Below are 26,247 nucleotides of genomic sequence, written 5' to 3'. Positions count from 1 at the left end.
TTATAAGATAATCTATACTCAAATAACATTAAACTCTTATGTAAAAGTTCAAAACCTTAAATATAAATTCGTGCTTTTTTAAAAATTAAATAACCAAAATGTATGATGAGTAACATTTAGTTCAAGAGTTAACTAATATTTTAGTTAACTTTAAAAACTATGTTCATATATGTCTTTGAAGAAGGAGTTCCTGAAGGAACAATTGTATAAGTCAAAATACCATTTTCGGATAGGGTTATAGTCAGAGGATTATAAACCGTATTATCAAAATAGGTTATGAAATATTCTAATTCATTCTGTGAAAACAAAGGTAAATTTGAAATTGCATTCTCGCTTCTAATTGCCGATCTAGAAGATCCAACAACATTACCAACCATTCCAAATTGCTTAGAATACAAATCATATAAATTTACAGTAAACTCCCCTAAATTATATGTAACATAACTAGGAAGGTTTGAACTTGTAGTTGGCAAAACAATTGTAGGTAAACTAAAAAAACTAGGAGTAACAGCATTGGCACTTTTTAAAACACCATTAGTATCAGTAACAATAATATGATCTGAAGTATTTCCAGCTTCTAAACCAACTATAGCTATTGAATTTGTAGCTGTTGTATTGAATGTTATAGATTCAGTTAAAGAACCTCCAAGCTTAATTTTATTATCATCTATCGTCAAACCATTATCAACATTTACTGATAAATGATATGGATCCAAATTAGTTCCTGTTCCAGTTAAACCAATCGCATCTCCAGCTGTAATTTTCCCTCCAATTCCAGCAGGTCCTGTCGGTCCTGTCGGTCCTGTTGATCCCATAGGTCCTGCTGGACCTGTTGGTCCCATTGGTCCGGTTGGTCCGGTTGGTCCTTCTGGACCAGCTACTCCAGTTGCTCCAGTTGCTCCAGCGGGTCCTGATGGTCCTACTGGTCCTTCTGGTCCTTCTGGCCCGATTGCTCCTGTTGGTCCAGGTGATCCTGTATTACCTTTTGCTCCTGTAGCTCCTGTTGGACCAGGTGATCCTGTAAGTCCAGTCAAACCAATAGCTCCAGTTTCACCACGAAAACTTTCTAAAAATTCAATAATAGTTTTACCATCATTACCTGGTAAACCCTGCCAAATTTCATATGTAGATTGACCTTGAACTCCTTGAACACCTTGTTTTCCAGCTAACAAATTTACAGTAACAATCTCTCCATCTTCATTTTCATAAGTAAATGATTTTCCATCAGCACTTACTGTCAAATAAGTAGTCGTTTCTATATCACCAATTGTAAAATTTTGAACTGCCCCAGTAGAATTAATATAACTAAAAATAGAACCATTATATGAAAGATTACCCCCAACTTTAGTATCAGTTAGATAATTGACAGTAGTTTCTAAAACAGAAGTATTCGAAATGATGTCTTCAAAATTATTAATCACATCTTGAGTAACATCAATTGTAGTATTTTGATTTGCTTCGTTTGTGTAAGTGTAAGTACCATCTAAATTATTTACAAGATTTGTAATAATATTTAAATCTGCAATTGCAATTTGACCAGTATTACCATGTACATCAACTACAACTAAATTACCACCAACAACTTGCAGAATTAGATCTCCAGTATCGGAATCAATCAATTCTTCAAAATCTGTTGAATTAATTAATTTCTGCCAAATATTATCAAACCAATAGTAATAACCAGGTTTAATAAATGAATTGTCGGTAACATTGAATACCAATAATGAATTCAAATTTCCTGATGTAATAGTTGTGGCATCAGTTCTTGAAGACAATTGTACTCGAGGAATTAAAATTCCGCGGTTATCCGAAAAAACTTCTAATTGGGAGGAATTATTGGGCTGTAGCGTACCAATTCCAAATTGGGAATACGCAACATTTCCCAATAGAGCTAATGCTAAAGGAAAAAATTTGTTTTTCATAAAAAGTTTATTTTTTTTGGTCCTCAAATTTAACAAAAAAAACAATACCAAATAAAATAATGATAAATAAATAAAATTGTAAATATTTAATTTACAAGACTAAAAAACTACAATACTTGTAATTTATAGTTTTTATTACAAATAAAAATGGTTGTTTTAAAAAATCATAAAACTTCATTAGGAATAAAACATCATATAGTAAATTAGAAAAAACACTAAAAGTTGTTAACCTAAATTAATAAAAAACAGAACCTCATTTGATGCATAATCTATATTAATATATTCTAGAAAAATCATATTTAAAAACAGATAATTCAAGTTTTTATATTAATAAAACAACAAAAAACAAAAAAAGAACAACTAAAGACTTAAAATTAAAAATAATCCACTTTTTTAACAAAAAAGATAAAATATACACATAGAACAAAACAAATGAATAAAATTGTTAAAGTTTTGAATTCGGGAATAATTGTTATTTTTTTGGGAAAAAAAAGACCTTTCTAATTAAAAAAAGTATGTAACTTTGAAATATAAATAAAAAGATATGTCAGTTAAAATTGCTAAGAAGAAAAGAATAATTTGACAAATCGCCCACAACTTAATCAACACTTGAATGTTTCAAATGAATACATTTACAAGGAACAAATCAATTAAAGAAGATAGAAAACTATCTTCTTTTTTTATTTACAAAAGTAAAAAAGGAAAAGAAAAAATATCACATATAATTAAATAATAAAGAAAGTGATTAACTTTTTTTACAAAAAAACAGACATTTAAACATTATTTAAAATAAAAATAAGTAATTTTAAAAAACTAAAATATCTAATTAGTACTTAAATAAATTGAACATCTATTTTAAATAAAAATTTATGCTTAGAAGATATATAGATATTACATCAGGTGAGTTTTTAATGCATGAATACAACCCTAATTTTATAGGTTTAGGCTTGATTAAACCTTCTGAACCACTAAATACATTAGTTTATAATTGCGGTAAAAATCAAAAAGTTACTATTGATGAAATTGAATATGATTTTCCAGAAAAGTCAATTTTACCTTTAATAGTAAATCAAAACTTTAATTTTGAAAATCCCGAACAACTAATTGCTTGGCAATTTAATCGTGAGTTTTATTGTATTTTAGACCATGATTCTGAAGTTGGCTGTGTTGGTTTTCTCTTTTACGGAATCCATCATCCGATGTTCATTAAACTTAATAATGAAGAAGATGAAGAAATAAAATACTTAACAAAAAGATTTCAATCTGAATGGGAAGCAAATGATCGTTTTCAAGGTGAAATGTTAAGAACCTTACTTAAACATTTAATCATCAAAATTACTCGAACGGCAAAATCATAAACCGAAAGCTATCTTTCTTTCAAAGAAGACAAGTTAGATATTGTCCGTAAATTTTCTGTTTTAGTCGAGCTAAATTATAAAAAAGAACAAGGATTAAAATTCTATGCGGATAACTTAAATAAATCACCAAAAACGTTAAGTAATATCTTTTCACTTTTAAAACAACAAACTCCTTTAAACATAATTCACAACAGAATTATTCTTGAAGCAAAAAGATATTTAAATTACACAGACAAAACAGCTAAAGAAATTGCATTTGAATTAGGTTTCGAAGATGTATCCAATTTTAGCAGATTTTTTAAACGTAATACAGGTATAAACATTTCAAACTTCAAGGTAGATTATTTAGAAAAAGAATAAAAAACGCACGCTATTTTTAACATTTTCGCATTTACATTACAAGCAAGAATCATCATTTTTTTTGTAATTTTACTTAAATTACATATAAACATATTTAAATCATGAAAACATTTCTAAAAACAATTCAAAAAACTGTTAAACATTGGTACATCCCAGCAATAATTGGTGTTTTGTTGATTGCAGTTGGAATTTACACTTATTCAACTCCTGTTGCAACTTATGCTACTTTAACCATAATTTTTAGTCTTTCGTTTTTATTTACAGGTTTAATGGAATTGGCTTTTGCAATTCAAAATCAAAAGAACATTGAAGGTTGGGGCTGGTATTTAATGGGTGGTATTTTTGACACAGTTGTCGGTTTTATATTACTTACACATCCTGATATTTCAGCAGCAATGCTTCCTCTATTTATCGGATTTACATTATTATTCCGTTCAATGCAAGGATTAGGTTTTGCTTTTGAACATAAGAATTATGGTTCAAATAACTGGGGAGGATTAGCTTTTGCAAGTGCACTTGGTTTAATTTTTTCATTGTTATTGATTTTTAATCCAGTTTTCGCAGAAGCATATTTAGTCGTATTAACTTCATTGGCTTTTGTCTTTGTAGGTTTTTCCGCAATCGTTCTAGCATTTCAATTAAAACGTTTAAAAAATATGTCTTCAAAAATTCAAGGCAATCTTCAAGAAAAGATAGAAGAATTGAAAAAAGAATATTACGAACATATCAATAAAAATTAACAAAACGCTGCTCAAATAAATGAGCAGCGTTTTTTTTATGAAAAATTTGATCTTTATTAAAATTTATTTTCTGATAAAAATATTCTTAGAATAATACAAAACATTATTATAGATATGAACATTTATTTCAGATTCAGAAAGTCCTCTATTTTGTAGTTTTCTATAAATCGATAAATAATCATTCGTTGTTCTGAATTTATTCCACTGAATATTTTTGAAAATACGCATTTCATCTTTATTGAATTGTACTTTACGATTAACTTTGCCTCTTTGTATTTCAAAAATTAAATTATTCTCATTTAAAGGTCTTAAAGAGTCATTCTTAAAATCATCAACTCCCAAGCCAATTTGTATTACACCATTTACCCAACGCAAAGGAATACGTTCTTCTGTAGAAGGACTAAATTTTTCACGTACGCTTACATAGCCTGTAGAATCTTTTACGTTTTCTATTTTTATATCACGAAGATATAATTCATTTTCAAAAATTTCATAGAAAGCAACATAGCCACGATTTACAATCGTAGAATCTTTGTTTTGAACGATTCGTTTATCTGGGTAATAATTAAAATATTGCTCTAGATGATGAAAACGATAATCATATTCGTTTCCATTTAATTGAATGCGATCTGGAATATATTTTTGACCAAAAACAGCAAAAGAAATTACGAAAAGAAATAAAAAATAAAAATGTTTCATATTATTTTCTTTAAAAAAAAAAACCGGCTTTTGCCGGCTCTTATATTAAATATCGTCAAAATTTATGTTTGTGAAATTTGATGTTGGCATATCATCTACTTCAGCAAAATCTCTTTTAAAATCTTTTTGATGTCTTTCAGAAATCACTTCTTCTCCTTTATGATCCAATACAAATTGAGTCATTTCGTCTAATATTTCTCTGAATGATGTAAAATCTTCTTTATATAAATATATTTTATGCTTTTTGAAATGGAATGAACCATCATCTTCAGTAAATTTTTTACTTTCTGTAATTGTTATATAGTAATCGTCAGCTTTTGTTGATCTAACATCAAAAAAATAAGTTCTTCTTCCTGCTCGTAATACTTTAGAAAAAATCTCTTCTTTTTCTAATAAGTCATGTTCTCTCATAATTTTTCGGTGCGTTAATATTTAACTTGATTTCAAAAGTCTAAAAAAAAAATTATAAATGCAATATTTATGCTATATCTTTTTCAGAAAGTTGTTTACTATATAAATCTTTATAATATCCATTTTGATTTATTAATTCTGAATGCGAACCTTGCTCTATTATTTCGCCATCTTCAAGAATAATAATCATATCTGCATTCTTAGCAGATGATACGCGATGTGTGACAATGATTGTAGTTTTATCCTTTGTTAACTTCTCTAAATTATTTAGAATCGTTTCTTCGGTTTCTGTATCAACAGCAGATAAACAATCATCCAAAAGTAAAATATTTGGATTTTTTATCAAAGCACGAGCAATCGAAACACGTTGTTTTTGCCCGCCCGAAAGTGTCAATCCACGCTCACCTAAAACCGTATCATGTTTCTTTTCAAACTTTTCTATATTTTTATGAACATCAGCCATTTTTGCAAAATGAATCACTTCTTCATCGGTAGCATTTTCATTACCAAACTTGATGTTATTTTTTATAGAATCTGAAAATAAAAATGCATCTTGGGGAACCATAGCAGTTTCATTTCTAAGGTTGTTTAAATTTAATTTTTTAATGTTTACATCATCTATAAAAATTTCACCTGAAGTCGAATCATACAATCTAGCAATCAAGTTTAAAACTGTTGATTTTCCAGAACCTGTTTTACCCAAAATAGCTAATGTTTTTCCTTTTTCTAAAGTAAACGACACATTTTTTAAAGCTTGGATATTGGTATCTTCATAAATAAAAGCGACATTCTTAAATTCAATTTTACCCTTAATTGGTGTTTCTTCAGAATTATTATTTACTATTTCAGGTTTCTCATCTAAGAACTCATTAATTCTTTTTTGAGAAGAATCCGCCTCTTGAATCATTGTAGAAACCCATCCCAATGAAGCAATTGGCCAAGTTAACATATTAATGTATAAAATAAATTGAGCAATAATTCCAATCTCAGTAATTGTACCATTAATAAACAATTTTGCTCCAATATATATAACAAGTAAATTACTAACTCCGATAATCAAAACCATTAAAGGACCAATCATTGCATTAGCACTTGCTAAACGCATAAATATATTTTTACTTTCAGTTGTGATTTTTTCATATTCTTTATCCTTTTCATTTTCTAAAGCATAAGCCTTTATTACACGAACACCAGAAAAAATTTCTTGAGAAAAAGATGATAATCTAGAAAGATTTTGTTGATATTGAAAACTACGATTATTAATTTCTTTACTCAAACGCATCATTACGTAAGCTAAAATTGGAACAGGAAGCAACGCGTAAAAAGTAAGCTCGGGAGAAGTAATATACATTTGAATGATTACAACTGTCATTCGAATTGCAGTGTTTACAGAATACATCACTGCTGGCCCAACATATTGACGCACTTTTCCAACATCTTCAGAAATACGACTCATCAAATCTCCGGTTTTATTTTTCTTATAAAAACTTTGAGATAGGTTTTGGTATTGCTTATAAATTTCGTTTTTTAAGTCAAACTCAATGTGGCGAGACATCACAATTAATGTTTGACGCATCAAAAAGGTAAAAAAACCAGCAATTAAAGTAGTTCCTAAAATTAATAAAACATTCTTAATTATTAATTCTCTAACAGATTCTGCAGAAACTGTAGATTTATAAAAATCATATAGCGCCGATATAATATCACCAACAAAAGTAGGCGTAAAAACACTGAAAATCTGAGATGCAATCGTAATAATTATTCCTAGAATAAAACTGTATTTATACTTAACAAAATATTTATTTAATTTTTTTAATTCTTTCATTGAATTACCTATGTGTTTTTTATTTATTATAACTCAAAATTAATTATTCAGTTCATAAATTAACATATTTATTAAATATATCATTTAAATCAACTCAGAAAACACGAATTGTTAAAATTTTATTATATTTGGAATAACCATACTAACTAAATTACATATAATTTATGACAACTAATATTTACAGCCCAGAAGAGTTGAAAAAAATCGACCCTGTCTTTGGTCAAATATCTTTTGACAATCATGAACAAGTTGTTTTCTGTAACGACAAAGATACAGGTTTGAAAGCAATAATCGGTATTCATAACACAGTTTTAGGACCAGCTTTAGGAGGAACTAGAATGTGGAATTACACTTCTGAATGGGAAGCTTTAAATGATGTTTTGCGTCTATCTCGTGGAATGACTTACAAATCGGCTATTTCAGGATTAGATCTTGGAGGAGGAAAAGCGGTTATTATTGGTGATTCTAAAAAAGATAAAACACCTGAAATGCTAATTGCATTTGCAAAATATGTTGATTCATTAAGCGGAAGATATATTACTGCAGAAGATGTAGGAACTACAACCCCTGATATGGATTTGATTCATACAATAACTAAAAACGTTACAGGTATTTCCGAAAGTCTGGGCGGTTCAGGGAATCCTTCGCCTGTCACGGCTTATGGAGTTTTCATGGGATTAAAAGCTGCAACAAATTTCCAATTTGGATCTGATAATCTAAATGGAAAAAAAGTTCTTGTTCAAGGTATTGGAAACGTAGGAGAAACTTTAGTTAAACATTTAACTGAAGCTGGCGCATTGGTTCAAATCATTGATATCAGCGAAGAAAGAATGGAAGAAGTTGCAAAAAAATACAATGCACAAATTTATACAGGTTCAGATATTTACTCTGCTGATGTAGATATTTATGCTCCTTGTGCTTTAGGCGCAACAATTAATGATGACACAATAGAAAAAATCAAAGCTAAAGTAATCGCTGGAGCAGCTAATAATCAATTGGCAGTTGAAGCAATTCATGGAAAGCGTTTACAAGAAAGAGGAATCGTTTATGCACCAGATTTTTTAATTAACGCAGGTGGAATCATCAATGTGTTTGGTGAAATTGCAAAATACGATGCTGCTGAAGCTTTACGAAGAACAGAAAACATCTATAATACAACTTTAGAGATCTTAAATTACGCTAAAGAACAAGGCATTACAACAAACCAAGCTGCTATGAGAAAAGCAGAACAACGTATAGAAGCTAAAAAAAATGAAAAAAAATAGTTTTCTAACGAATATTTTATAATTTTGCAAAGCGAAAATCACTCAGGTTTTCGCTTTCTTTAATTTATAATTTAAGTTCTTTCAAAGCATGTTAAACAGAAGACATATTCGTATAAAAGTAATGCAAACCATTTATGCGATGCAACAAAATCAATCCGATTTAATGGATTCAAACGAAAAATTTCTTAACTATAGTTTAGAATCAATTCGCGATTTATATTTGTTAATGCTATCTTCATTAATAGAAGTTCAAAAAGTAGAAAATGAATTCCTTGAACTTTCTGCACTAAAACATTTAGCTACTCCAGAAGAAAGAAATCCTAATAAAAAATTCGTAAACAACAGATTATTACAAGTTTTAGTTAACTCTGAATCATTAAATAATAATATCGAAGAATCTGGAATCAAAGATTTTAAAGTAAACGATCAATACATTAAAATCTTACTTACTGAAATTAAAGCTTCAGATTTATACAAAGATTACATGAAAAAATCTTCTACAACTTTTGAAGAAGATCGTGATTTCATGGTATCGATATTTACAGACATCATCGCTCCTAACGAAAAAATTTACGAATACCTAGAAGACAATAAACTAACTTGGGTTGATGACATTCCACTTGTGAATACAGCGATTCAAAAACAATTGAAAACAATAAAATCAGATGTTGATTACTTTAGAATTCCTCGTGTTTTTAAAGACGAAGATGATAAGGAATATGCTAAAATATTGTTTCGTAAAACCATGCTAAACAGTAGAGAATTAGCTGATGAATTTAACGATAAAACTCCAAATTGGGATTCTGAACGTATTGCAGAAATTGATATCATTATCTTGAAAATGGCAATTTGTGAACTACAAAAATTCACTTCAATTCCTGTTAAAGTAACAATTAACGAATATTTAGAAATTGCAAAGGAATATTCTACACCAAAAAGTAGTATATTTATCAACGGAATTTTAGATGCTTTAGTTAAAGAATACCAAAAAGAAGGAAAATTTGCTAAAGCAGGTAGAGGTTTAATGTAAAATTTTAATTTAAAAATGAAAAAAATAGTTTTCGCATTAGCAATTGCTTCGGTAGCATTTGTATCTTGTAAAAAAAGTGAAGATGCATCTTCAAAAATCAGTTCTGAGAATCCTGCAACACAAAATGAAGTTGCTCCAGAAGCATCAGCAACTACTACTACAGTTGATGGACAAGTTGAAACAGCTGTTACAGCTAGTAAAGATGGAACACCAGTTGCAAAATTCAACAAAACAGAGCATGATTTTGGAACTATAAAAAAAGGTACAAAAAATGAAACTGAGTTTATTGTAACAAACAATGGAAACGCTGATTTAGTTATCATCAATGCTTCTGCATCATGTGGTTGTACTGTTCCAGATTATCCAAAAACGCCTATTAAACCAGGAAGTTCTGCACCAATAAAAGTTGCATTTAATGCTAATACTGCAGGAGCTCAAAACAAAAATGTTACTTTAACTACTAACACAGCTAATGGTACAGAAATATTGACGGTTAAAGCAAACGTAGAAGAATAATTAAACAATTAGAATGGAAAATATTCAACAATTTTTACCTTTAGTTTTAATGTTTGGTGTATTATATTTTTTAATGATACGTCCACAACAGAAAAGAGTTAAAAACGAAAAACAATTCGAAGCAGCTTTAAAAGTTGGTGATAAAATTGTAACTAAATCTGGAATTCATGCAAGAGTATCAGAATTAAATGAAAATACTATTATCATTGAAACAATGTCTGGAAAATTAAAAATTGAACGCAATGCAGTTTCAATTGAATTATCTAAAAAAGTAAATGAAAAGAAATAATTTTCATTATGAGTAAAAAAATCCAGCAAAAGCTGGATTTTTTAATTAATTAAAACCATCTGAATGGATTTGATAAGTAACTATTTTTATTGAATCACCCTCTTTTTCTAAACGAATTGTTTCTTGAGAAGGAAATTTTTCATAATTCACATCATAAATAAAAATATATTCTGATTTGGGATTTGAACCTTCAACAACAAAAGTTTCGAAATTACTTAAAGCTCTACCTTCATACTTACCAAGTGATTTAACATCCAAAAACATTTTGTTCAAACTATCGAGCGGAGTAACTTCCAAAAACTTAGAACTGAATAAAGAAGTTGCATTTGAAAATTCATCTTTTTCTAAAAACTCATATAATTTATTTGTGATAATTTCAGCTTCATTTTTATCTAATGTTCTATTTCGATAAGTTGAATTAAAATTACAACTCAAAAAACTCAGACTAAAAACAAGAATAAACACTTTATAAATAGAATTCATATATTTAGATTTTATTTATGAATGATAAAAATACACGGACGTTTATGTAAATCAGGTTTTGATTTTTTCCATAAACTAATAGGCTTAGTAACGATATATTCTGTAGGAAGACTTATATCGCAAGCTACACAAACCAAAGTATTCGGATTTAAAATCTGAATCATTTCCTCTAAAATTTGATTGTTTCGATAAGGTGTTTCAATAAAAATTTGAGATTGATCTCGTTCTTGCGACCAACGTTCTAAATTTTTTAAGGCAGTTTTCTTATCAGACTTATCAATTGGTAAATATCCATTAAAAGTAAACGACTGACCATTCATTCCAGATGCCATCATTGACATTAAAATAGAAGACGGCCCAACTAAAGGAACAACTTTAATTCCTTTTTCATGAGCTAACTTTACAACAACCGCACCTGGATCGGCAACACCAGGACAACCGGCGTCACTCATCAACCCCATATTCTTGCCATCTAAAATTGGTTTTATAAATGAATTTATTTCTTTAGAATCGGTATGTTTATTCAATTCGAAAAGCGTTAACGATGCTTGAACTTTTTCTGGATGAATTGCTTTTATGAATTTTCTTGCAACTTTACTATTTTCAACCACAAAAGTATCAATTAAACCGATCGCTCTTTTAACACTTTGTGGCAAAACTTCTTCTGGATTATTATCTCCTAACGGAACTGGAATTAAATATAAAGTACCTTTTTCGGTCATGTTTTAAATTTTTACAAATATAACAATAAAAAAACGCTTAGTAAATTAAGCGTTTTCTAGTTTATCTTTTATTTTATTACAAGCTTCATCTAACATTTGAAATACATTTTCAAATCCATCATCTCCACCATAATACGGATCGGGTACTTCTAAATCTTTTCCTGAATGACTTTCATTTAATATCAATTCAACTTTGTCTATCGCTTCGTTATTTGGAGCCAATTTACAAACATTCACATAATTGCTTTTGTCCATAACATAAATATAGTCGAATCGATCAAAATCTTCAACTAAAAATTGTCGAGCACGTTGATCGGTTAAATCAATACCATACGTTTTGGCTACTGCAATAGAACGTTTATCAGGTAAATTTCCAGAATGCCAAGCAGCAGTTCCAGCAGAATCAACTTTTATATTTTTAGAAACTTTTGATTTTAAAATCCCTTCAGCTAAAGGAGATCTACAAATATTTCCCAAACAAACCATTAATACTTTCATATTACATGGATAATTTTTTGTTTATATCTTCGAAATAACCTTTGAATTGTTTATCTGTTTCCAAAAGATTATCAACAGTTTTACAAGCATGAAGAACCGTTGCATGATCACGATCTCCAGTTAAAGAACCGATATTTGCCAAAGATGATTTTGTATATTTTTTCGAAAAGAACATAGCCAATTGTCTTGCTTGTACAATGTGTCTTTTTCTAGTTTTTGAACATAACGTTTCAACATCTAAACTGAAATAATCAGAAACAATTTTTTGAATATAATCGATTGAAATATCTTTCTTAACGTTCTTAACAAATTTTTCAACAACGCTTTTCGCTAATTCTAAAGTAATCTCACGCTTATTAAATGATGATTGTGCAATTAAAGAAATAATTGCTCCTTCTAATTCACGAACGTTTGTTTTTACGTTTTTAGCTACATATTCAATAACATCTTCAGGCATTTCAACTCCATCACGGAACAAAATACTTTTAGCAATATTTACACGCGTTTCAAAATCAGGATGTTGAATTTCCGCAGACAATCCCCATTTAAAACGAGATAATAAACGCTGTTCAATATCTTGCATATCAACAGGTGCTTTATCCGAAGTTAAAATTACTTGCTTTCCATTTTGATGTAAATAATTAAAAATATGAAAGAACACATCTTGTGTACCTGATTTTCCAGATAAGAATTGAATATCATCAACAATTAAAACATCAATTAATTGATAAAAATAAATAAAGTCGTTACGTGTTTGTTTACGAACAGAATCTACATATTGTTGTGTAAAAACTTCAGCCGAAATATAAAGAACAGTTTTCTCAGGGAATTTTTCTTTGATTTCAACACCAATAGCATGAGCCAAATGGGTTTTTCCCAAACCAACTCCACCATATAACATTAATGGATTAAAAGCCGTTCCTCCAGGTTTATTAGCTACAGCCATACCCGCATTACGAGCTAATCGGTTAGATTCGCCTTCTAAGAAATTATCAAAACTATAATTTGAATTTAATTGAGATTCAATTTTTACATTTCGAATTCCAGGAATTACAAACGGATTTTTTAATTCAGGATTCTTTTGTTGAACAGGAACATCTAACTCTTGAGTTTTGACAGGTTCTCTATGTGTACTAGGAAGTTGCTCAGTAAAAGGTTTTTTATTACCCTGAGCGTTTTCCATTTCAATCTTATATAATAATTTTGCACCCGGTCCAAGTTCTTTTTGTAAAGCAGATTTTAATATCTTTACATAATGCTCTTCTAACCATTCGTAGAAGAATTTACTAGGCACCTGAATATACAAAACATTATCTGTTAGTTCAATTGCCTTAATAGGTTCAAACCACGTTTTGAACGCTTGCTCTTGAATGTTGTCTTTTATGAAATTTAGACAGTTATTCCATACAGATTTTGCATTATTGGTAGTATAATCAAGCATGTTATTGTGAATATTATTGTGTTCTCGTAAATGTTAATTTTTTGGAATTTGTGGTAGATTCCTTTTGACAAATATGGTCACATTTTTTGTTAAAAAAAAACTTATTGCTATTTGTTTTTTAAAAATAAAATTGTAAGTATTATTAATAAAATTAGTAACAAAATAAATTAAAAATAATAATGAATAAATTTGATATTGAAGTTCGTGTTCGCTATGCAGAAACAGACCAAATGGGTGTCGTTTATCATGCAAATTACGCACAATATTTTGAAATAGGACGCGTTGAATGGCTTAGAAACCAAGGAATTTCATACAAATGGATGGAAGAAAATGGAATCATGCTTCCTGTGGTTTCTTTAACGATGAATTATAAAAAACCAGCTAAATATGACGACATACTTACAGTCACAACTATACTAAAAAGTCAGACTTCTGTCAAGATAGAATTTGATTATGAAATACGAAATCAGGAAGGCGAGTTATTAACAACTGGCTACTCAATGTTGGTGTTTATTGACATGAAATCGGGACGTCCAACGCTACCTCCTGACTATGTTACAGAAAGGTTAAATATGTTAAAATAAAGATTATTTTTTATTTAATTTATAAAGTAGAAATAAACCAATTTTTACTCAATGAAAAATCATTAAAAATCGATTTATGAGAAAATTTCTTTACTTTATATTTATAATACTTTCATGGAAATCTTTTTCTCAAGAATTGATTCAAGGAAAGCTTTTATTAGAGGATCACACTACAATTAAATTAACTGTTTACAATAAGAATTCAAAAGAATCGATTGAAACAGACAGTCGAGGTGTTTTTCAAATGAAAATGTCTGAAAACGATACTTTGGTGTTTTTTCAGAATGAAACTATTTTTGATGAATACATTGTACCTGAAGTTGTAATAAAATCAAAATCGTTGCGCTATTACTTAAAAAAAGAAGGAACAACATTAAATGAATTAGTGATTGACCGCGGTCCTCTTTTCAATTTTGGCACAAAACCAAAAAGCAAAGACGAAAAACTTGAACATCAAAACAGTATAAAACCTGTTTTTGAAAATAGCACAGGAGTTACTTTAGATGGTGTTTTTAATCGTATTTCAGGTCGTAATAAAACAATTAAGAAAGTAATTGCTTTTGAAAAAGCAGAAATCAACTTTAAGGCCTTAAAACAAGTTTATCCAGATGAAGTCTTGGTTAACGAATTTAAAGTACCAGAGGAGAATATTAATATGTTTGTCTATTTTCTAGTAAATGAAGATGATTTCAATAAAGATTTGATTTCCCTTCACGATCCGTTTAAATATTATTTGATTTCGAAGGTTGTGAAATTTAAAAAAGAATATGAACTTTAAGTTCCTATTCTTTTTCTTTTATATCTACTTCATAAATTGCATCAAAAGCTTCAAAAATATCTTGAGCAAAATGTTTACGAATAGCAATCTCAAAAACACAACTCATTTCCATTTCTTGCTTAATTAAACGTACATTTTTTTCTTTAATCACACGCATCACTTTATTCATGTTTTTGTAATCAAACGAAACGATAAAATGGACATCAATAGTTCGCTCTTCAATTTCAGCAACTTCCAAGGCCATTTGCGCTCCTGTTTTATAAGCTTGAACCAAACCTCCTACCCCAAGTTTAATTCCGCCAAAATAACGAACAACAACAACTAAAACATTAGTAAGTTCAAACGACTGAATTTGACCATAAATAGGCATTCCAGCACTATTATTTGGTTCACCATCATCATTGGCTCGAAAATAAATTTTTGAAGTCCCAATTTGAAAAGCATAACACCAATGGCGCGCTGTATAATGTTGTTTTTTAATTTTTTCAAGAATAGGTTTAACTTCCTCTTCCGTTTCAATCGGAAATGCATAACCGTAAAACTTGCTGTTTTTCTCTTTAAACATCACTTCCTCTGTCGGAGCTGCTAAAGTTTTATATGTATCTTTTTCCAAAACTATTTATTTTTGAATAAGAATAATTGATCATTACTGATTGATTTAATTTCAAATGGATTTTTATTAAACATCGGAGCCTTTGTTCCATCATTCAACAAAACTTGGCTTTTAAAAACCATCGCTTCATCCCACAAATTAGCATTAATAAATTGCTGTAAAGTAAAAGTTCCACCTTCAACAATCACTGATTGAATGTTGCGTTTATACAAAATTTCACAAATTTGTTCTGGAACATTTTTAGTAAAATCTACTAACTCAAAATCTAAATTCAATTTATTTTCTTTAAAATTTGAAGTTAAACAAATAGTTGGAATTGTTCCATCTTTCAAATGTACATCATCGGAAATTTTATTTTCTCTATCAATATATAACCGAATCGAATTTTTGCCAAACCAATCTCTAGTATTCAACGTTGGATTATCAGCCAAAACAGTTTGAGTTCCCACCAAAATCGCCATTTCTTCACTTCGTAATTTATGAACTAATTGACGCGAATAAACATTAGTTAACCAAACCGGCTTTTGTTCCAATTTTGTATTCGGACTAACAAAACCATCTTGAGATTCTGCCCACTTCAAAATAATAAACGGACGTTTTTTGGTATGAAAAGTAAAAAATCGTTTGTGAGATGATGCGCATTCATTTTCCAAAACGCCAACAGTAACGTCAATTCCGTTAGCTTTTAGTTTTTCAATTCCTTTTCCAGCAACTTCCGAAAACGGATCAACACAACCAATTACAACTTTCGGAATCTTCGAATTCACAATCAAATCACTACACGGAGGTGTTTTTCCGAAATGATTACAAGGTTCTAAACTCACATATAAAGTTGACTTTGAAAGCAACGATTTATCTAAAACGCTATGAATTGCATTAACTTCGGCATGAGAACCTCCGTAAGCCGATGTAAAACCTTCGCCAATAATCGTATCTTTGTGCACAACAACGGCACCAACGCTCGGATTTGGCATAGCATCAACCAAACCTTTTGCGGCTAAGTCTAAACAACGTTGCATGTAAATTTCGTCTGTTTTCAAAAGAATTGCATTTTAGGCAAATTTACATTTTTTAGCACGAATAATAAACCCTTTTTGTGAATCGTATGGAATTAAAAGCTTTTAAAAACGAATTTGTAACTTCTTTATCTTTGATCTATGATGAAGCTGAAGCCCAACAACTATTTTATATTGCTTTAGAAGAAGTTTTAGGTTGGAAACGTGTTGATTTTATTATGAAAACTCCTTTTCAATTAGATAAAGAAAAATCTTCTGAATTTGAAAATGTTCTAAAAGAATTAATTTCAGAAAAACCGATTCAATACATTTTTAATAAAGCTTATTTTTACGGATTAGATTTTTACGTGAACGAAAACACGTTAATTCCAAGACAAGAAACTGAAGAATTAGTTGAATGGATTTTAAATACTATTGCAGAAAATCCATCAAAAACGTGGCGTATTTTAGATATTGGAACCGGAAGTGGTTGTATTCCAATTACGATTGCTAAAATGGCTAAAAATGTTGAAGTAACTACTTTGGATATTTCTGAAAAAGCTATTGAAGTTGCCAAGAAAAACGCTCAAGATTTAGGAGTTAGTATTTCATTTATAAACCAAAGTATTTTAGAAACTGAAGTTTTAGATTTATACGATATTATTGTTTCAAATCCGCCTTATGTTCGAAATTTAGAAAAGGTAGAAATTAAAAACAATGTCTTGATTCATGAACCTCATTTGGCTTTGTTTGTAGAAGATGATGATCCGTTAATTTTCTACAGAAAGATTGTTTCTTTAGCAGAAAACAGCTTAAAATCAAATGGATATTTATTTTTTGAAATCAATCAATATTTAGGAAAAGAAACCTTGGATTTATTCAATAAACATTTTACTAATGTAGAATTAAGAAAAGATTTTGTAGGAAATGACCGAATGATTCGCGGAATGAAGGTATAAAAATCAAATTGCCCCTAAAAGTTATTCACTATTTAAGGGCAATTCTTATTAACCAAAAAATTTAATATTATTTTCTAAAACTTTTTCAAACGTTTTTACATTTTTAATTTTTAATTTGTTTGAAAAACCGTTTATATGATTATCATGGTGAATATCTGAACCTGCAAAATCATACATGTCGTTTTTTAAAAGTTCGTCAGCAATATGAGCAATTCCACTTCCATAATAACCTGTAACAGATAACAAATTCAACTGAAATAAACATCCCGCTTTTTTTAATTTCTTAAACGCATTGAAGTCGTTCGCATAAAAATTATATCGTTCTGGATGTGCCAAAACAGGCTGATAACCCAAACTTACTAATTTGAAAAGAATGTCATACAAATGAATAGGCGGATTCATATAAGACATTTCTACCAAAACAACATTATCTTTCAGAGCAAGTATTTTCTCGTTTTCTAAACGTCGTAAAAAACTCTCATCCATTAGATATTCCGATGCTGCATTCAAAGAAACGGATTTAGCCAATTCAGGAATTTCTGATTTTACTTCTTCTAACTTTGATATAATTCCTTCTTTTGTATTTTCCCAAACCAACGGGGTTGTATGAGGTGTTGTCATAATTTTTTCGAATCCAAAATCTTTCATAGATTCGATTAAATATACAGTATCTCTCAATGTTTTTGCTCCATCATCTAATCCGTGTAAAACATGAGAATGTATATCGATAAATCCTTCAGGAATTAAATCCTTCAGAATGGGCTTTGTTTTAAATATTGAAAACATTTTTAATCTTTTTTTTCTATTTTTTTTCTAAGCAATTGGTACAAATAAAATAATTCCAACAAAAGTAATGGTAGTACAATTAACGTCTTTTCAAAAGATGCGATTATTAAAAATAAAATTATAGATGCCCCTAATATTTTTGTAATAACATTTCTAAACTTCTTTATTCCTAAAAAGAAATACAATGGATTAAAAAGTAATAAACTCTCATTCCAAACCAATTCTGAATGACTTGTAAACAGACTAACAATCAAGATTACTGTTCCTAAAATTCCAACAGAAAAGAAGAATATGTATTGTATAAACTTTATTCTCGATAAAAAAGCTAGAATTAAGCATATAATCGAAAAAAAGTAAATTGTATTCCAATTTGATTTTGATGAATTTTCTATTCTTTCATAGTGCAAAATGTCGTTTTGTTCTAACCTTTGATTCCCATTTGTTGAATTAGAAATCGAGAGCATTAATTTTTCGGGCAAAAAAACTTTCTCGTTATCTTTATCAACATTGATGCCAAAAAGCAAATTCATACCTAATTTCTCAAAATAATGATTCGTTAAAGATGAATTTAGAATTTTTCTTTGTGAATCTGAATTGCCTTCAAATTGCGTTTCTATTGGCTTTTCAAGAACTTCATTTAATAAATCAACTATTTTAGTTGTACAATTATTATCAATAAATTTATACTGATAATTACGTTCTTCCGTAGCTAATTGATGTTGAATCTTATCAAAAATAGCTTGCTTTTGTTCTAATGTCAGATTTAAATATTGCTCATTAATTGACCGATTGTAATGTATATAAGAAGATAAAAAATCGTTGTAATTTTCTAGTCCTATTGTATATAATAAATCACCTTTGACAAATTTACTGTAGAAATTTGGTGTGGAAAAATCGAACATTCCGTAGTTATAAACCACATCTAACCCGTTCAAATTATCTGTAATTCGAATAGCATTATGTCCGAACAAAGCATACATTTCCTCACCTGAACCACAAGTTAAAACACTTACTTGCGCATTGTCCGAAAGCTTTATATTTTGTGAAAAACCAACAAAAGAAAAACAACAAACCAAAACTAAGACTTGTTGTTTTACATATTTTAAAATTTTAAAATTCATTATTTACTAAATATACTTAAATCTAATTTTAATGAGAAAATATTTGAATAAAGAGCTGCACTTTGTTCGCCAATATTAGTTAAAGCGTAATCAATCTGAATACCTTTATATCTAAATCCTAAACCTAAATTCGGCTGGAAAGTTACTTTCTCATTCACATCTATTTGTAATTCGTTTTGGAAATTACCTACACCACCACGAACAAAAACCATTTTTGCATAACCAAACTCAACTCCCGCTGAAGGTTGTAAACTGAATCCTTTTGTAGAAACAACTGCATTGGTTTGAGCAAACTCAGTATGTAAAACCATGGCTGCCATTAAACTCAAATCTTCGGTTAATCCGAAATTTTTAGCAGCTCCTAACTGAAGTTTTGGTAAAGTGATTTCTGTAGTTTCAGGTAAATCTTGATTTTGTCCTGGAACAGCATCCTTAATTTTATCAAATTCCTTTTTGTTTATACTCCAAGTATTATAAGTCGTGGTAATATCTCGAACCATTGCACCAAACTGCCAATCAGAAGCGGTTTTGTATTGCATACCAACATCAAAACCAAATCCCCATGAATTTGCAAATTTACCAATAATTCTTCGAACCACTTTAGCATTCGCACCAACAGATAATCCCTCGACATTCAACTTTCGAGCATAAGAAGCTGTGAAAGCATAATCTGCTGTAGAAAACAAACTAATTCGATTGTAATCTATATTTCCGTTTTGATCGATAAGTTCTGTTGTATTCAATATATCATCAACACCAAATCGAATCATCGAAAGCGCAACAGCACTTTTATCATCAATTGGCATTGCAAAAGCAGCATAATCATATTGTGCTATGTTGGCAAAATAACTTGCGTGCATTAACGAAATCTGCTTTGATTCTAAATTTACCAAACCAGAAGGATTCCAATAGGCCGAATTTACATCATTGGTTTGTGCAATAACACTATTTCCCATCCCTAAAGCAGCTGCATCGACACCAATATTCAAAAATTCATTTGAATATTTTCTAGCAGTCTGTCCATAAGAAACACAACCAACTGATAATAAAATATATAAAATTTTTTTAGTCACTTTTTCAAATGTTTTTACAAAGATGAAATAAAATTCTCAAATAGTAAACTCAAAATATGTTTAACTTATTGCTTACATTTGTTTTTTCTTAAAAGTAATAAATTATATTTAAATCACATGAACATAAAAAAACAGATTCCTAACTTAATCACACTTTTAAATTTACTTTCTGGATTAATCGCCTTAGTTTATGCATTTGATGACAATTTACAAATGGCATTTTTCTGGGTAAGCATGGGAATTTTCTTTGATTTTTGGGATGGATTCGCTGCAAGAACTTTAAAAGTTTCAAGCCCGTTAGGCGTTCAATTAGATTCATTAGCAGATATGGTAACGTCAGGTGTTGTTCCTGGTGTGGCAATGTATCAAATGTTGGCTCACATACAAGAAAATCACGAACAATATAATGTTACAGACGAAACCTTTTATATGAAATTGGTTCCGTTTATAGGTTTCATCATCACTTTAGGTTCATGCATGCGTTTAGCAAAATTCAACATTGATACCAGACAAACCGATAGTTTCATTGGTTTACCAACACCAGCAAACGCATTATTTATTTTGAGCATTCCGGTTATTATGTCAACAACTCAGTTCGATATTTTAATTGACATTTTCAGTAATCCTTATGTTTTGGTATTCATCAGCGTGTTTAGTGCATTTATCATGAATGCAGAATTACCTTTATTTTCATTAAAAATAAAAGGTAAAAAATTCAGCGATAACAAACTAAGTATCATCTTTTTGAGCATTTGTGTTATTGCATTAGTTTTATTCAAATATACAGCAGTTCCATTTATCATCGGATTTTATATTCTATTGTCAATTATCATCAATAAAACATCAAACAAAACTATATAACATTTTGATTTAAAAATTTCTAAATCCGTTTCTTAATTTCTGAAACGGATTTTTTTTTAAAATATTTAGAGCAAGCCTTCCACTGCGTTTCAGACCAGGCTGTCCGCACTCGCTTTTTCCAAATTAAAATTTGTAAAAGAGCTCAAACAAAGCTACCATCCTTCTTGCAAAAAAACGCAGTCTTAAATAATAGAGAAATCAGTGTTCTCTTATCAATTTTCAAAAAAATCAAAATATAAAAGCACAGATTACTTCCTAATACTTAAAATTAAGATGTTTTACATAATTGTTTGATTCTTCCATAACGCCTCTTTTTTTATGCATCGTAATTTCAGGACTAGTCATTTTTTTTATTACTAATCAATTTCTAATTTGTAATTAGTTGCAATAATATCATAAACATAGTCATAGGTTGCGAATACATAATGCTTATGTTCTTTAGTAACTTTTGACGAATACTTTTTTAATCGCACAAGTAGATTAGAATTTTCAACTATATCAAAAGACGAACATAAAATATTTTCATTATACAAATCTAAATTATGTACTTCATAATAAATAACTTGTTCAAATTGGCAAACATAAGAAATGTGACTTTTATTACAAGTTTTTTCAACCAATTTAGGATTTAACACCCCTTTAAAAACACAATTTTGTGTTTTATTAAATGTCTGTTTAAATTCATCTAAGTAAATAGCATCTCTACCATTTATGAATCCGACTTCTTTCGTTTTAATAGCTTTATTTTCCATAAATAATTAATGACATCTTACTCTAATTGAATTACCAGAATTATCTGTACTAAATCTTCCATCCAAATTTATTCTTGACAAATCTTCTGGTGTAGCCCATATCGTATTTACTCGTACTCCTGCTTCACGGGCTGCATACAATCGCCTATTATCTAATGTAAATACAGCATCAGCATATGAACCTTGAGCTAATAATTTCCTTTGAATATTTTCTGGTAAGTCTCGCATGCGAATTAATCTTATCGGTTCAACTGACTCTGCGTAACTTGGAGTATTTCTTAACCGCCCTACCAAATTATTTAACTTACTTCCGTCATCAAAAACTGGACTAATTGAATCTTGACTAAAAAATATCTCAAATGGATTTTTCATTGTTAACCCAAACGGGTCAACCAACGTATTCGTATCCTTCACATAACTATACAAAGTTGGGTTATTACCCGCGAGTCCTATTGGGTCTTGAGACATCTAACTCTGCGCAACCTTTCTCCTCCCGCGAGCATCAACATTTCAGCAATAGCAAAGAACAACTTTTTCCTTATGGTAAATATACTGTTTTTTGAAGCCCTTGAACAGCTTGAAGAAAATAAAAAACAAACGCTATATGATCTCATTGATACCTATATCAGAGATGCTAAAACTAGAAAAACATATGCTTCGTAACTAAAAAGCCAACTCCGAAAAGTTGGCTTTGTTTGTTTTATACTCTAGGATACGAGCGTCAGACTAACGGAGGATAGGAAGGGATATATCACCTATTTAAATTTATTCTAATGTTATTAATACTTTCTTCATTTTTTATATAAAAGGTAATCAAGTCATAAATTTTTAGATTGTTCATTAAAAAATTGAATTTTTCTATAACTGTATCTTCAATGGTTGTCGCACTATCTGTTAAATATTTTATCCCAACAACTGTATAATACCCCTGAAATCCATATTTAATCACTTCGAATTTGTAGTTTGAATTCAAATCATGCTGATTGTTTAAATAATCACAAAATATTAGTTGAGTACATATCACAATATTTATGTTTTTATCTTCAATTAAATCATCAAAAATATCAAGTTCAATTATTTCATTATACATATACAATTTTTCATTTAAAATGAATATATTATTTTAGCCCCATTTTTTGTTAGATGATCATATTCTAATTTCGTAAACCATCCATTAGGCACTCCAGGTACATACTTAGTAGGAAGTTTTTTTGGATCCATTGTCATAATAAATGTATCTCCTCGATCGATTCTTTCTTGTAGCCATTTTCTATTTTCGGCCCATGATACGGGTTTATCTCCAGATTTTGGGATTCTTCCTGATTTATGCCATGTATCAACATTTGAAAAATTATCAAAATATTTTAATTTGTCCATTCGTCCAATAGCTGTAGCATTTCCATCTATTTCCTGTCCATTAATTTTTTTTAATCTTGCTTTACAATCCAGCCCAAAGACATCCACCCACGTATTCGTATCAGCCACATACCCATACAAAGTAGGGTTATTACCAGCCAACCCAATCGGGTCTTTAGAGATATACAAACCATTATTAGAATCGTAATATCTGAAACGGTTGTAATATAGACCCCCTAATTCTTCATCTTCGTACTGCCCAAGTTGCCTAAAAGGAATAAACTGTTTTTCGCCTTTTAGGTTTAAGAGTTTGCCATAAATGTCGTAATCTGCACTCCAAACTACATTTCTCCTCTCGCGAGCATCAACAGCTAAAGAACAAGCCTAATTCAGCTAGAGTAAATATACTGCTTTTTTATTTTTCAGTTGAAAAGAAAACACAAAATATCCTACACGTACTCGATGGATTTATTAAATCTGTGAAACTTAAAAACATTGCCCAGCTATAAAACAATAAAACCGCTTCAAGGGAAGCAGTTTTTTTAAGAGTATTGCCAAAATCCAGCTATGATTTCATTCGTTTTTTTATGTCTATATAAATACAATGCTCCATAACCAAAGATGTAATTACCATTAATCAAATTTTCAGAATAATAATCTTCGTCTATTTGTACAAAAAAAGTATAATTATCTTTTTCCAATGCTTCAGAATAATAATCTTCATCTTGAATTAAATTAGGATTATCAGATTTAGTAATAAAATTAAATTCATCCGATTTATTAAATCCTTTAATAGCGGTTTTTGTGATAGAATCTAATGTATATTCTATATTGTCGCTTTCTTCTGAAAACTTATGAGCAAATACTTTTACTAAACAATTTGGATAAATATTATTATCAATCATTGTATCATAACTTTTGGGAACTAATATAGAAATATACTCGTCTATATTGTCGGGATTCTGAAACGTTATATAAAAATTGTACCCTGTAATTACTTCTGCTTTTTCTAATAAGTAATAAGGTATATTTCCTCCTATTCTTCCAATAATTTCATTTTTGGAATTTTGACTAATTTTTGCAATTAAATTCATATTAATGACATTTTATTAAACCATTTTTCTTGGCAAAATCTATTGCCTCGTTTCGTAGTTCGAGTGCTTTTTTAGTTGCAAACTCTTTAGCGTTTGCAGGTTGCCAACCTCTTTTATTTACTAAATCCTCAAATATTCCTCGTCGTGTAATTGCTGTATTTCTATTTATATTTTGCAAAGCGGTTTGACTTTTCAATACATTAGGATTATGCAATCCATATTGTGCTTGTAATTTAGATATGGTTTTATGCATCATATTTTCTTGCAAAGCCATTGCAGGGTTTGATTTTGCAATACCTGACATTCTACCTGATACAATTTCATTATTTCTTAACCAAGCGTTTTGTAATAACTCATGAGCACTCAATCCATCTTTGACATGTAGAGCATTTCCATATCCCGCAATTCCGAACTCATTCAATAACCCAAACGGGTCTATCTCTACATTTGTATCAGCCACATACCCATACAAAGTTGGGTTATTACCTGCCAACCCAATTGGGTCTTTAGAAATATACAAACCATTATTAGAATCGTAATATCTGAAACGGTTGTAATAAAGACCGCCTAATTCTTCATCTTCGTACTGCCCAAGTTGCCTAAAAGGAATAAACTGTTTTTCGCCTTTTAGGTTTAAGAGTTTGCCATAAATGTCGTAATCTGCACTCCAAACTATATTTGAATACTTGTTGAAAACCTGAATTGGACGTCCCAAATAATCGCTTACTATGCTATATTTTTCACCGTTTTCTATTTTGCCACAAGGTACAAAACTATCTGTCTGATACAGCCATGTTATTAGGTTTTCTACAGGCTCTGGATGGCTATATTCTAAATCTCCATTCTCATTTATTTGTAGTACAGGGCGCTCGCTCAACGGATAGTGCCACTCATGTAAAAGAACATCTGCATCCCAAATGTAACGATAAATTTTGTTATTTGCAATTTTGGTTGTTCGCCTTCCTAAGGCATCGTATTCAAATTTTATTTCTTTACCTTCTGGGGTTTTCACACGCTTTAGCATGCCATTACTTGTCCATTGATAAAACCAATCGCCAAGATTCCAATTTGTTTCTGAAGAAATTTCTTGGTGGTCAACTTCTAAATCAAAATTGGTATCTTTTAGGTTATTGCCCAATAAGCTCCACTGAAACGACAGCGGAAAAAGTTCTTGTAAATTCTGAGGTTTTTGTGGTTTGTTACTTTTTTGGGTTTCAAAGAGTTTTCTTTTGGTTTTTAGTTGCAAGTTGCCTTTATTATCGTAATGATAATACCATTTTCTGTCTCTTAATAATTTTCCGCCTTTATCATAAACTCGGTCTTTTTGGCTTTTGGTTTCGTAAATATTGCCTACTTGATCGGGCGTTTTGAATTGCACAAATCCATCTTCGAATTTAGCTGCAGATAGCCCTCCAAAATCATCATAATAATAAGCTGTATGTTTTTGTGTTAATTGATTAAAAACTTGGTTTAATTTATTTTCTGGATTCCAATAAAACTTTTTATCAAGAGTCTGTTTCGTGGCAACCTGAATTTTTTGTCCAGTTATTCTTCCTGAATGGTCGTAATCAAATTCACTCTGAACACCACCACTAAATTCTTGTTTCTGAAGTTGACCTTCGTTTGTATAATGCATTATGGCTTGCCAAGCATTGTCTGGATATACTAACTTAGCGTTCAGTTGAAGTTAAGACTAAAATCTTAAATTTGACTCAT

At 29.8% G+C, this 26,247-nt stretch carries 30 protein-coding genes; 11 read left to right on the top strand and 19 right to left on the bottom strand.

All coding sequences use genetic code 11. The annotated features are described in order from the left end of the window. Positions 1–140 precede the first annotated feature (140 nt). Positions 141–1,922 (bottom strand): collagen-like domain-containing protein, encoded by a 1,782-nt coding sequence (locus EG240_RS17030; RefSeq protein ID WP_125018877.1) that lies wholly within the window; start codon positions 1,920–1,922, stop codon positions 141–143. Between the two features lie 869 nt (positions 1,923–2,791). Here EG240_RS17030 and EG240_RS16685 point away from each other — a divergent pair. The 3 genes from EG240_RS16685 (at position 2,792) to EG240_RS08035 (ending at position 4,380) form a co-directional block, all read left to right on the top strand. Continuing rightward, on the top strand, positions 2,792–3,280 hold the full coding sequence (locus EG240_RS16685) for a hypothetical protein (RefSeq protein ID WP_203229298.1): 489 nt from the start codon (positions 2,792–2,794) through the stop codon (positions 3,278–3,280). Positions 3,281–3,319: 39 nt separating this feature from the next. Further along, positions 3,320–3,640, top strand: a complete 321-nt coding sequence (locus EG240_RS17075) for a helix-turn-helix domain-containing protein (RefSeq protein WP_203229301.1) — start codon at positions 3,320–3,322, stop codon at positions 3,638–3,640. Between the two features lie 101 nt (positions 3,641–3,741). Then, entirely contained in the window at positions 3,742–4,380 is a 639-nt protein-coding gene (locus tag EG240_RS08035) for an HdeD family acid-resistance protein (protein ID WP_125018876.1), read from the top strand. Between the two features lie 63 nt (positions 4,381–4,443). Here the strand turns inward: EG240_RS08035 and EG240_RS08030 are convergent, their stop codons facing one another. The 3 genes from EG240_RS08030 to EG240_RS08020 form a co-directional block, all read right to left on the bottom strand. Next, positions 4,444–5,079 (bottom strand): hypothetical protein, encoded by a 636-nt coding sequence (locus EG240_RS08030; RefSeq protein WP_125018875.1) that lies wholly within the window; start codon positions 5,077–5,079, stop codon positions 4,444–4,446. A gap of 45 nt (positions 5,080–5,124) precedes the next feature. Continuing rightward, a complete protein-coding gene (locus EG240_RS08025; RefSeq protein WP_125018874.1) occupies positions 5,125–5,490 on the bottom strand; it encodes a PUR family DNA/RNA-binding protein in 366 nt (121 codons plus the stop codon). A 67-nt stretch (positions 5,491–5,557) separates the two neighbouring features. Further along, entirely contained in the window at positions 5,558–7,315 is a 1,758-nt protein-coding gene (locus EG240_RS08020) for an ABC transporter ATP-binding protein (protein ID WP_125018873.1), read from the bottom strand. Positions 7,316–7,479: 164 nt separating this feature from the next. On the opposite strand from EG240_RS08020, the gene EG240_RS08015 reads away from it, so the two are divergent. The 4 genes from EG240_RS08015 to yajC all read left to right on the top strand — a co-directional run bounded on the left by EG240_RS08015 (position 7,480) and on the right by yajC (position 10,415). Continuing rightward, on the top strand, positions 7,480–8,580 hold the full coding sequence (locus EG240_RS08015; protein WP_125018872.1) for a Glu/Leu/Phe/Val family dehydrogenase: 1,101 nt from the start codon (positions 7,480–7,482) through the stop codon (positions 8,578–8,580). Positions 8,581–8,668: 88 nt separating this feature from the next. After that, positions 8,669–9,610 (top strand): transcription antitermination factor NusB, encoded by a 942-nt coding sequence (gene nusB / locus EG240_RS08010; RefSeq protein ID WP_162497959.1) that lies wholly within the window; start codon positions 8,669–8,671, stop codon positions 9,608–9,610. A gap of 15 nt (positions 9,611–9,625) precedes the next feature. Continuing rightward, entirely contained in the window at positions 9,626–10,126 is a 501-nt protein-coding gene (locus tag EG240_RS08005; protein ID WP_125018871.1) for a DUF1573 domain-containing protein, read from the top strand. A gap of 13 nt (positions 10,127–10,139) precedes the next feature. Continuing rightward, positions 10,140–10,415 carry a preprotein translocase subunit YajC gene (yajC, locus tag EG240_RS08000; RefSeq protein WP_125018870.1) on the top strand — a complete coding sequence of 92 codons (276 nt, stop codon included), beginning with the start codon at positions 10,140–10,142 and terminating at the stop codon, positions 10,413–10,415. A 45-nt stretch (positions 10,416–10,460) separates the two neighbouring features. Here yajC and EG240_RS07995 read toward each other — a convergent pair whose 3' ends face one another. Genes EG240_RS07995 through dnaA form a run of 4 tightly spaced genes read right to left on the bottom strand, consistent with a single transcriptional unit; the run spans position 10,461 to position 13,559 of the window. After that, the gene (locus EG240_RS07995; protein ID WP_125018869.1) at positions 10,461–10,898 is read right to left on the bottom strand and encodes a hypothetical protein; all 438 of its coding nucleotides are present in this window, start codon (positions 10,896–10,898) and stop codon (positions 10,461–10,463) included. 11 nt (positions 10,899–10,909) lie between these two features. Then, positions 10,910–11,620, bottom strand: a complete 711-nt coding sequence (locus tag EG240_RS07990) for an SAM-dependent methyltransferase (RefSeq protein ID WP_125018868.1) — start codon at positions 11,618–11,620, stop codon at positions 10,910–10,912. A gap of 45 nt (positions 11,621–11,665) precedes the next feature. Next, positions 11,666–12,118, bottom strand: coding sequence for a low molecular weight protein-tyrosine-phosphatase (locus EG240_RS07985; RefSeq protein WP_235830352.1), 453 nt, complete (start codon positions 12,116–12,118; stop codon positions 11,666–11,668). A gap of 1 nt (position 12,119) precedes the next feature. Continuing rightward, positions 12,120–13,559, bottom strand: coding sequence for a chromosomal replication initiator protein DnaA (gene dnaA / locus EG240_RS07980; protein WP_125018867.1), 1,440 nt, complete (start codon positions 13,557–13,559; stop codon positions 12,120–12,122). A gap of 179 nt (positions 13,560–13,738) precedes the next feature. Between dnaA and EG240_RS07975 the strand changes: the two genes are divergently transcribed. Together EG240_RS07975 and EG240_RS07970 are read left to right on the top strand one after the other, a co-directional pair. Further along, positions 13,739–14,143 (top strand): acyl-CoA thioesterase, encoded by a 405-nt coding sequence (locus tag EG240_RS07975; protein WP_125018866.1) that lies wholly within the window; start codon positions 13,739–13,741, stop codon positions 14,141–14,143. Between the two features lie 76 nt (positions 14,144–14,219). Beyond that, positions 14,220–14,921, top strand: coding sequence for a hypothetical protein (locus EG240_RS07970; RefSeq protein ID WP_125018865.1), 702 nt, complete (start codon positions 14,220–14,222; stop codon positions 14,919–14,921). A gap of 4 nt (positions 14,922–14,925) precedes the next feature. On the opposite strand, the gene EG240_RS07965 is transcribed toward EG240_RS07970, so the two are convergent. Both EG240_RS07965 and ribD read right to left on the bottom strand, forming a co-directional pair. Then, positions 14,926–15,486 carry an IMPACT family protein gene (locus tag EG240_RS07965; RefSeq protein WP_125018932.1) on the bottom strand — a complete coding sequence of 187 codons (561 nt, stop codon included), beginning with the start codon at positions 15,484–15,486 and terminating at the stop codon, positions 14,926–14,928. Between the two features lie 50 nt (positions 15,487–15,536). Beyond that, positions 15,537–16,574, bottom strand: coding sequence for a bifunctional diaminohydroxyphosphoribosylaminopyrimidine deaminase/5-amino-6-(5-phosphoribosylamino)uracil reductase RibD (ribD, locus tag EG240_RS07960; RefSeq protein ID WP_262674667.1), 1,038 nt, complete (start codon positions 16,572–16,574; stop codon positions 15,537–15,539). A 65-nt stretch (positions 16,575–16,639) separates the two neighbouring features. Here ribD and prmC point away from each other — a divergent pair, with 65 nt between their 5' ends. Next, a complete protein-coding gene (gene prmC, locus EG240_RS07955; RefSeq protein ID WP_125018864.1) occupies positions 16,640–17,488 on the top strand; it encodes a peptide chain release factor N(5)-glutamine methyltransferase in 849 nt (282 codons plus the stop codon). Between the two features lie 48 nt (positions 17,489–17,536). Here prmC and EG240_RS07950 read toward each other — a convergent pair whose 3' ends face one another. The 3 genes from EG240_RS07950 to EG240_RS07940 are packed head-to-tail and all read right to left on the bottom strand — an operon-like array spanning position 17,537 to position 20,468. Next, positions 17,537–18,274: a tyrosine-protein phosphatase gene (locus EG240_RS07950; RefSeq protein WP_125018863.1), complete on the bottom strand. Its 738-nt coding sequence runs from the start codon at positions 18,272–18,274 to the stop codon at positions 17,537–17,539. Positions 18,275–18,276: 2 nt separating this feature from the next. Next, positions 18,277–19,395, bottom strand: coding sequence for a lipoprotein N-acyltransferase Lnb domain-containing protein (locus EG240_RS07945; protein ID WP_125018862.1), 1,119 nt, complete (start codon positions 19,393–19,395; stop codon positions 18,277–18,279). Next, positions 19,395–20,468, bottom strand: coding sequence for a putative type IX sorting system protein PorV2 (locus tag EG240_RS07940; protein ID WP_125018861.1), 1,074 nt, complete (start codon positions 20,466–20,468; stop codon positions 19,395–19,397). Before EG240_RS07940 ends, EG240_RS07945 begins: the two co-directional genes overlap by 1 nt. A gap of 123 nt (positions 20,469–20,591) precedes the next feature. Here EG240_RS07940 and EG240_RS07935 point away from each other — a divergent pair, with 123 nt between their 5' ends. Beyond that, positions 20,592–21,329 (top strand): CDP-alcohol phosphatidyltransferase family protein, encoded by a 738-nt coding sequence (locus EG240_RS07935; protein WP_125018930.1) that lies wholly within the window; start codon positions 20,592–20,594, stop codon positions 21,327–21,329. 356 nt (positions 21,330–21,685) lie between these two features. Here EG240_RS07935 and EG240_RS07930 read toward each other — a convergent pair whose 3' ends face one another. The 6 genes from EG240_RS07930 to EG240_RS17025 all read right to left on the bottom strand — a co-directional run bounded on the left by EG240_RS07930 (position 21,686) and on the right by EG240_RS17025 (position 26,167). Continuing rightward, entirely contained in the window at positions 21,686–22,081 is a 396-nt protein-coding gene (locus tag EG240_RS07930; protein WP_125018860.1) for a hypothetical protein, read from the bottom strand. 6 nt (positions 22,082–22,087) lie between these two features. Beyond that, the gene (locus EG240_RS07925; RefSeq protein WP_125018859.1) at positions 22,088–22,309 is read right to left on the bottom strand and encodes a hypothetical protein; all 222 of its coding nucleotides are present in this window, start codon (positions 22,307–22,309) and stop codon (positions 22,088–22,090) included. A 523-nt stretch (positions 22,310–22,832) separates the two neighbouring features. Beyond that, on the bottom strand, positions 22,833–23,171 hold the full coding sequence (locus EG240_RS07915) for a hypothetical protein (RefSeq protein WP_125018858.1): 339 nt from the start codon (positions 23,169–23,171) through the stop codon (positions 22,833–22,835). A gap of 14 nt (positions 23,172–23,185) precedes the next feature. Continuing rightward, positions 23,186–23,758 (bottom strand): RHS repeat domain-containing protein, encoded by a 573-nt coding sequence (locus EG240_RS07910; protein ID WP_125018857.1) that lies wholly within the window; start codon positions 23,756–23,758, stop codon positions 23,186–23,188. 221 nt (positions 23,759–23,979) lie between these two features. Beyond that, the gene (locus EG240_RS07905) at positions 23,980–24,531 is read right to left on the bottom strand and encodes a hypothetical protein (protein ID WP_125018856.1); all 552 of its coding nucleotides are present in this window, start codon (positions 24,529–24,531) and stop codon (positions 23,980–23,982) included. Between the two features lies 1 nt (position 24,532). Further along, entirely contained in the window at positions 24,533–26,167 is a 1,635-nt protein-coding gene (locus EG240_RS17025) for an RHS repeat domain-containing protein (protein WP_125018855.1), read from the bottom strand. Between the last annotated feature and the right edge of the window lie 80 nt (positions 26,168–26,247).

It is taken from the genome of Paenimyroides tangerinum (assembly GCF_003865405.1).
Lineage (GTDB): Bacteria > Bacteroidota > Bacteroidia > Flavobacteriales > Flavobacteriaceae > Flavobacterium > Flavobacterium tangerinum.
This window is presented reverse-complemented; position numbering and strand designations above follow the sequence as displayed.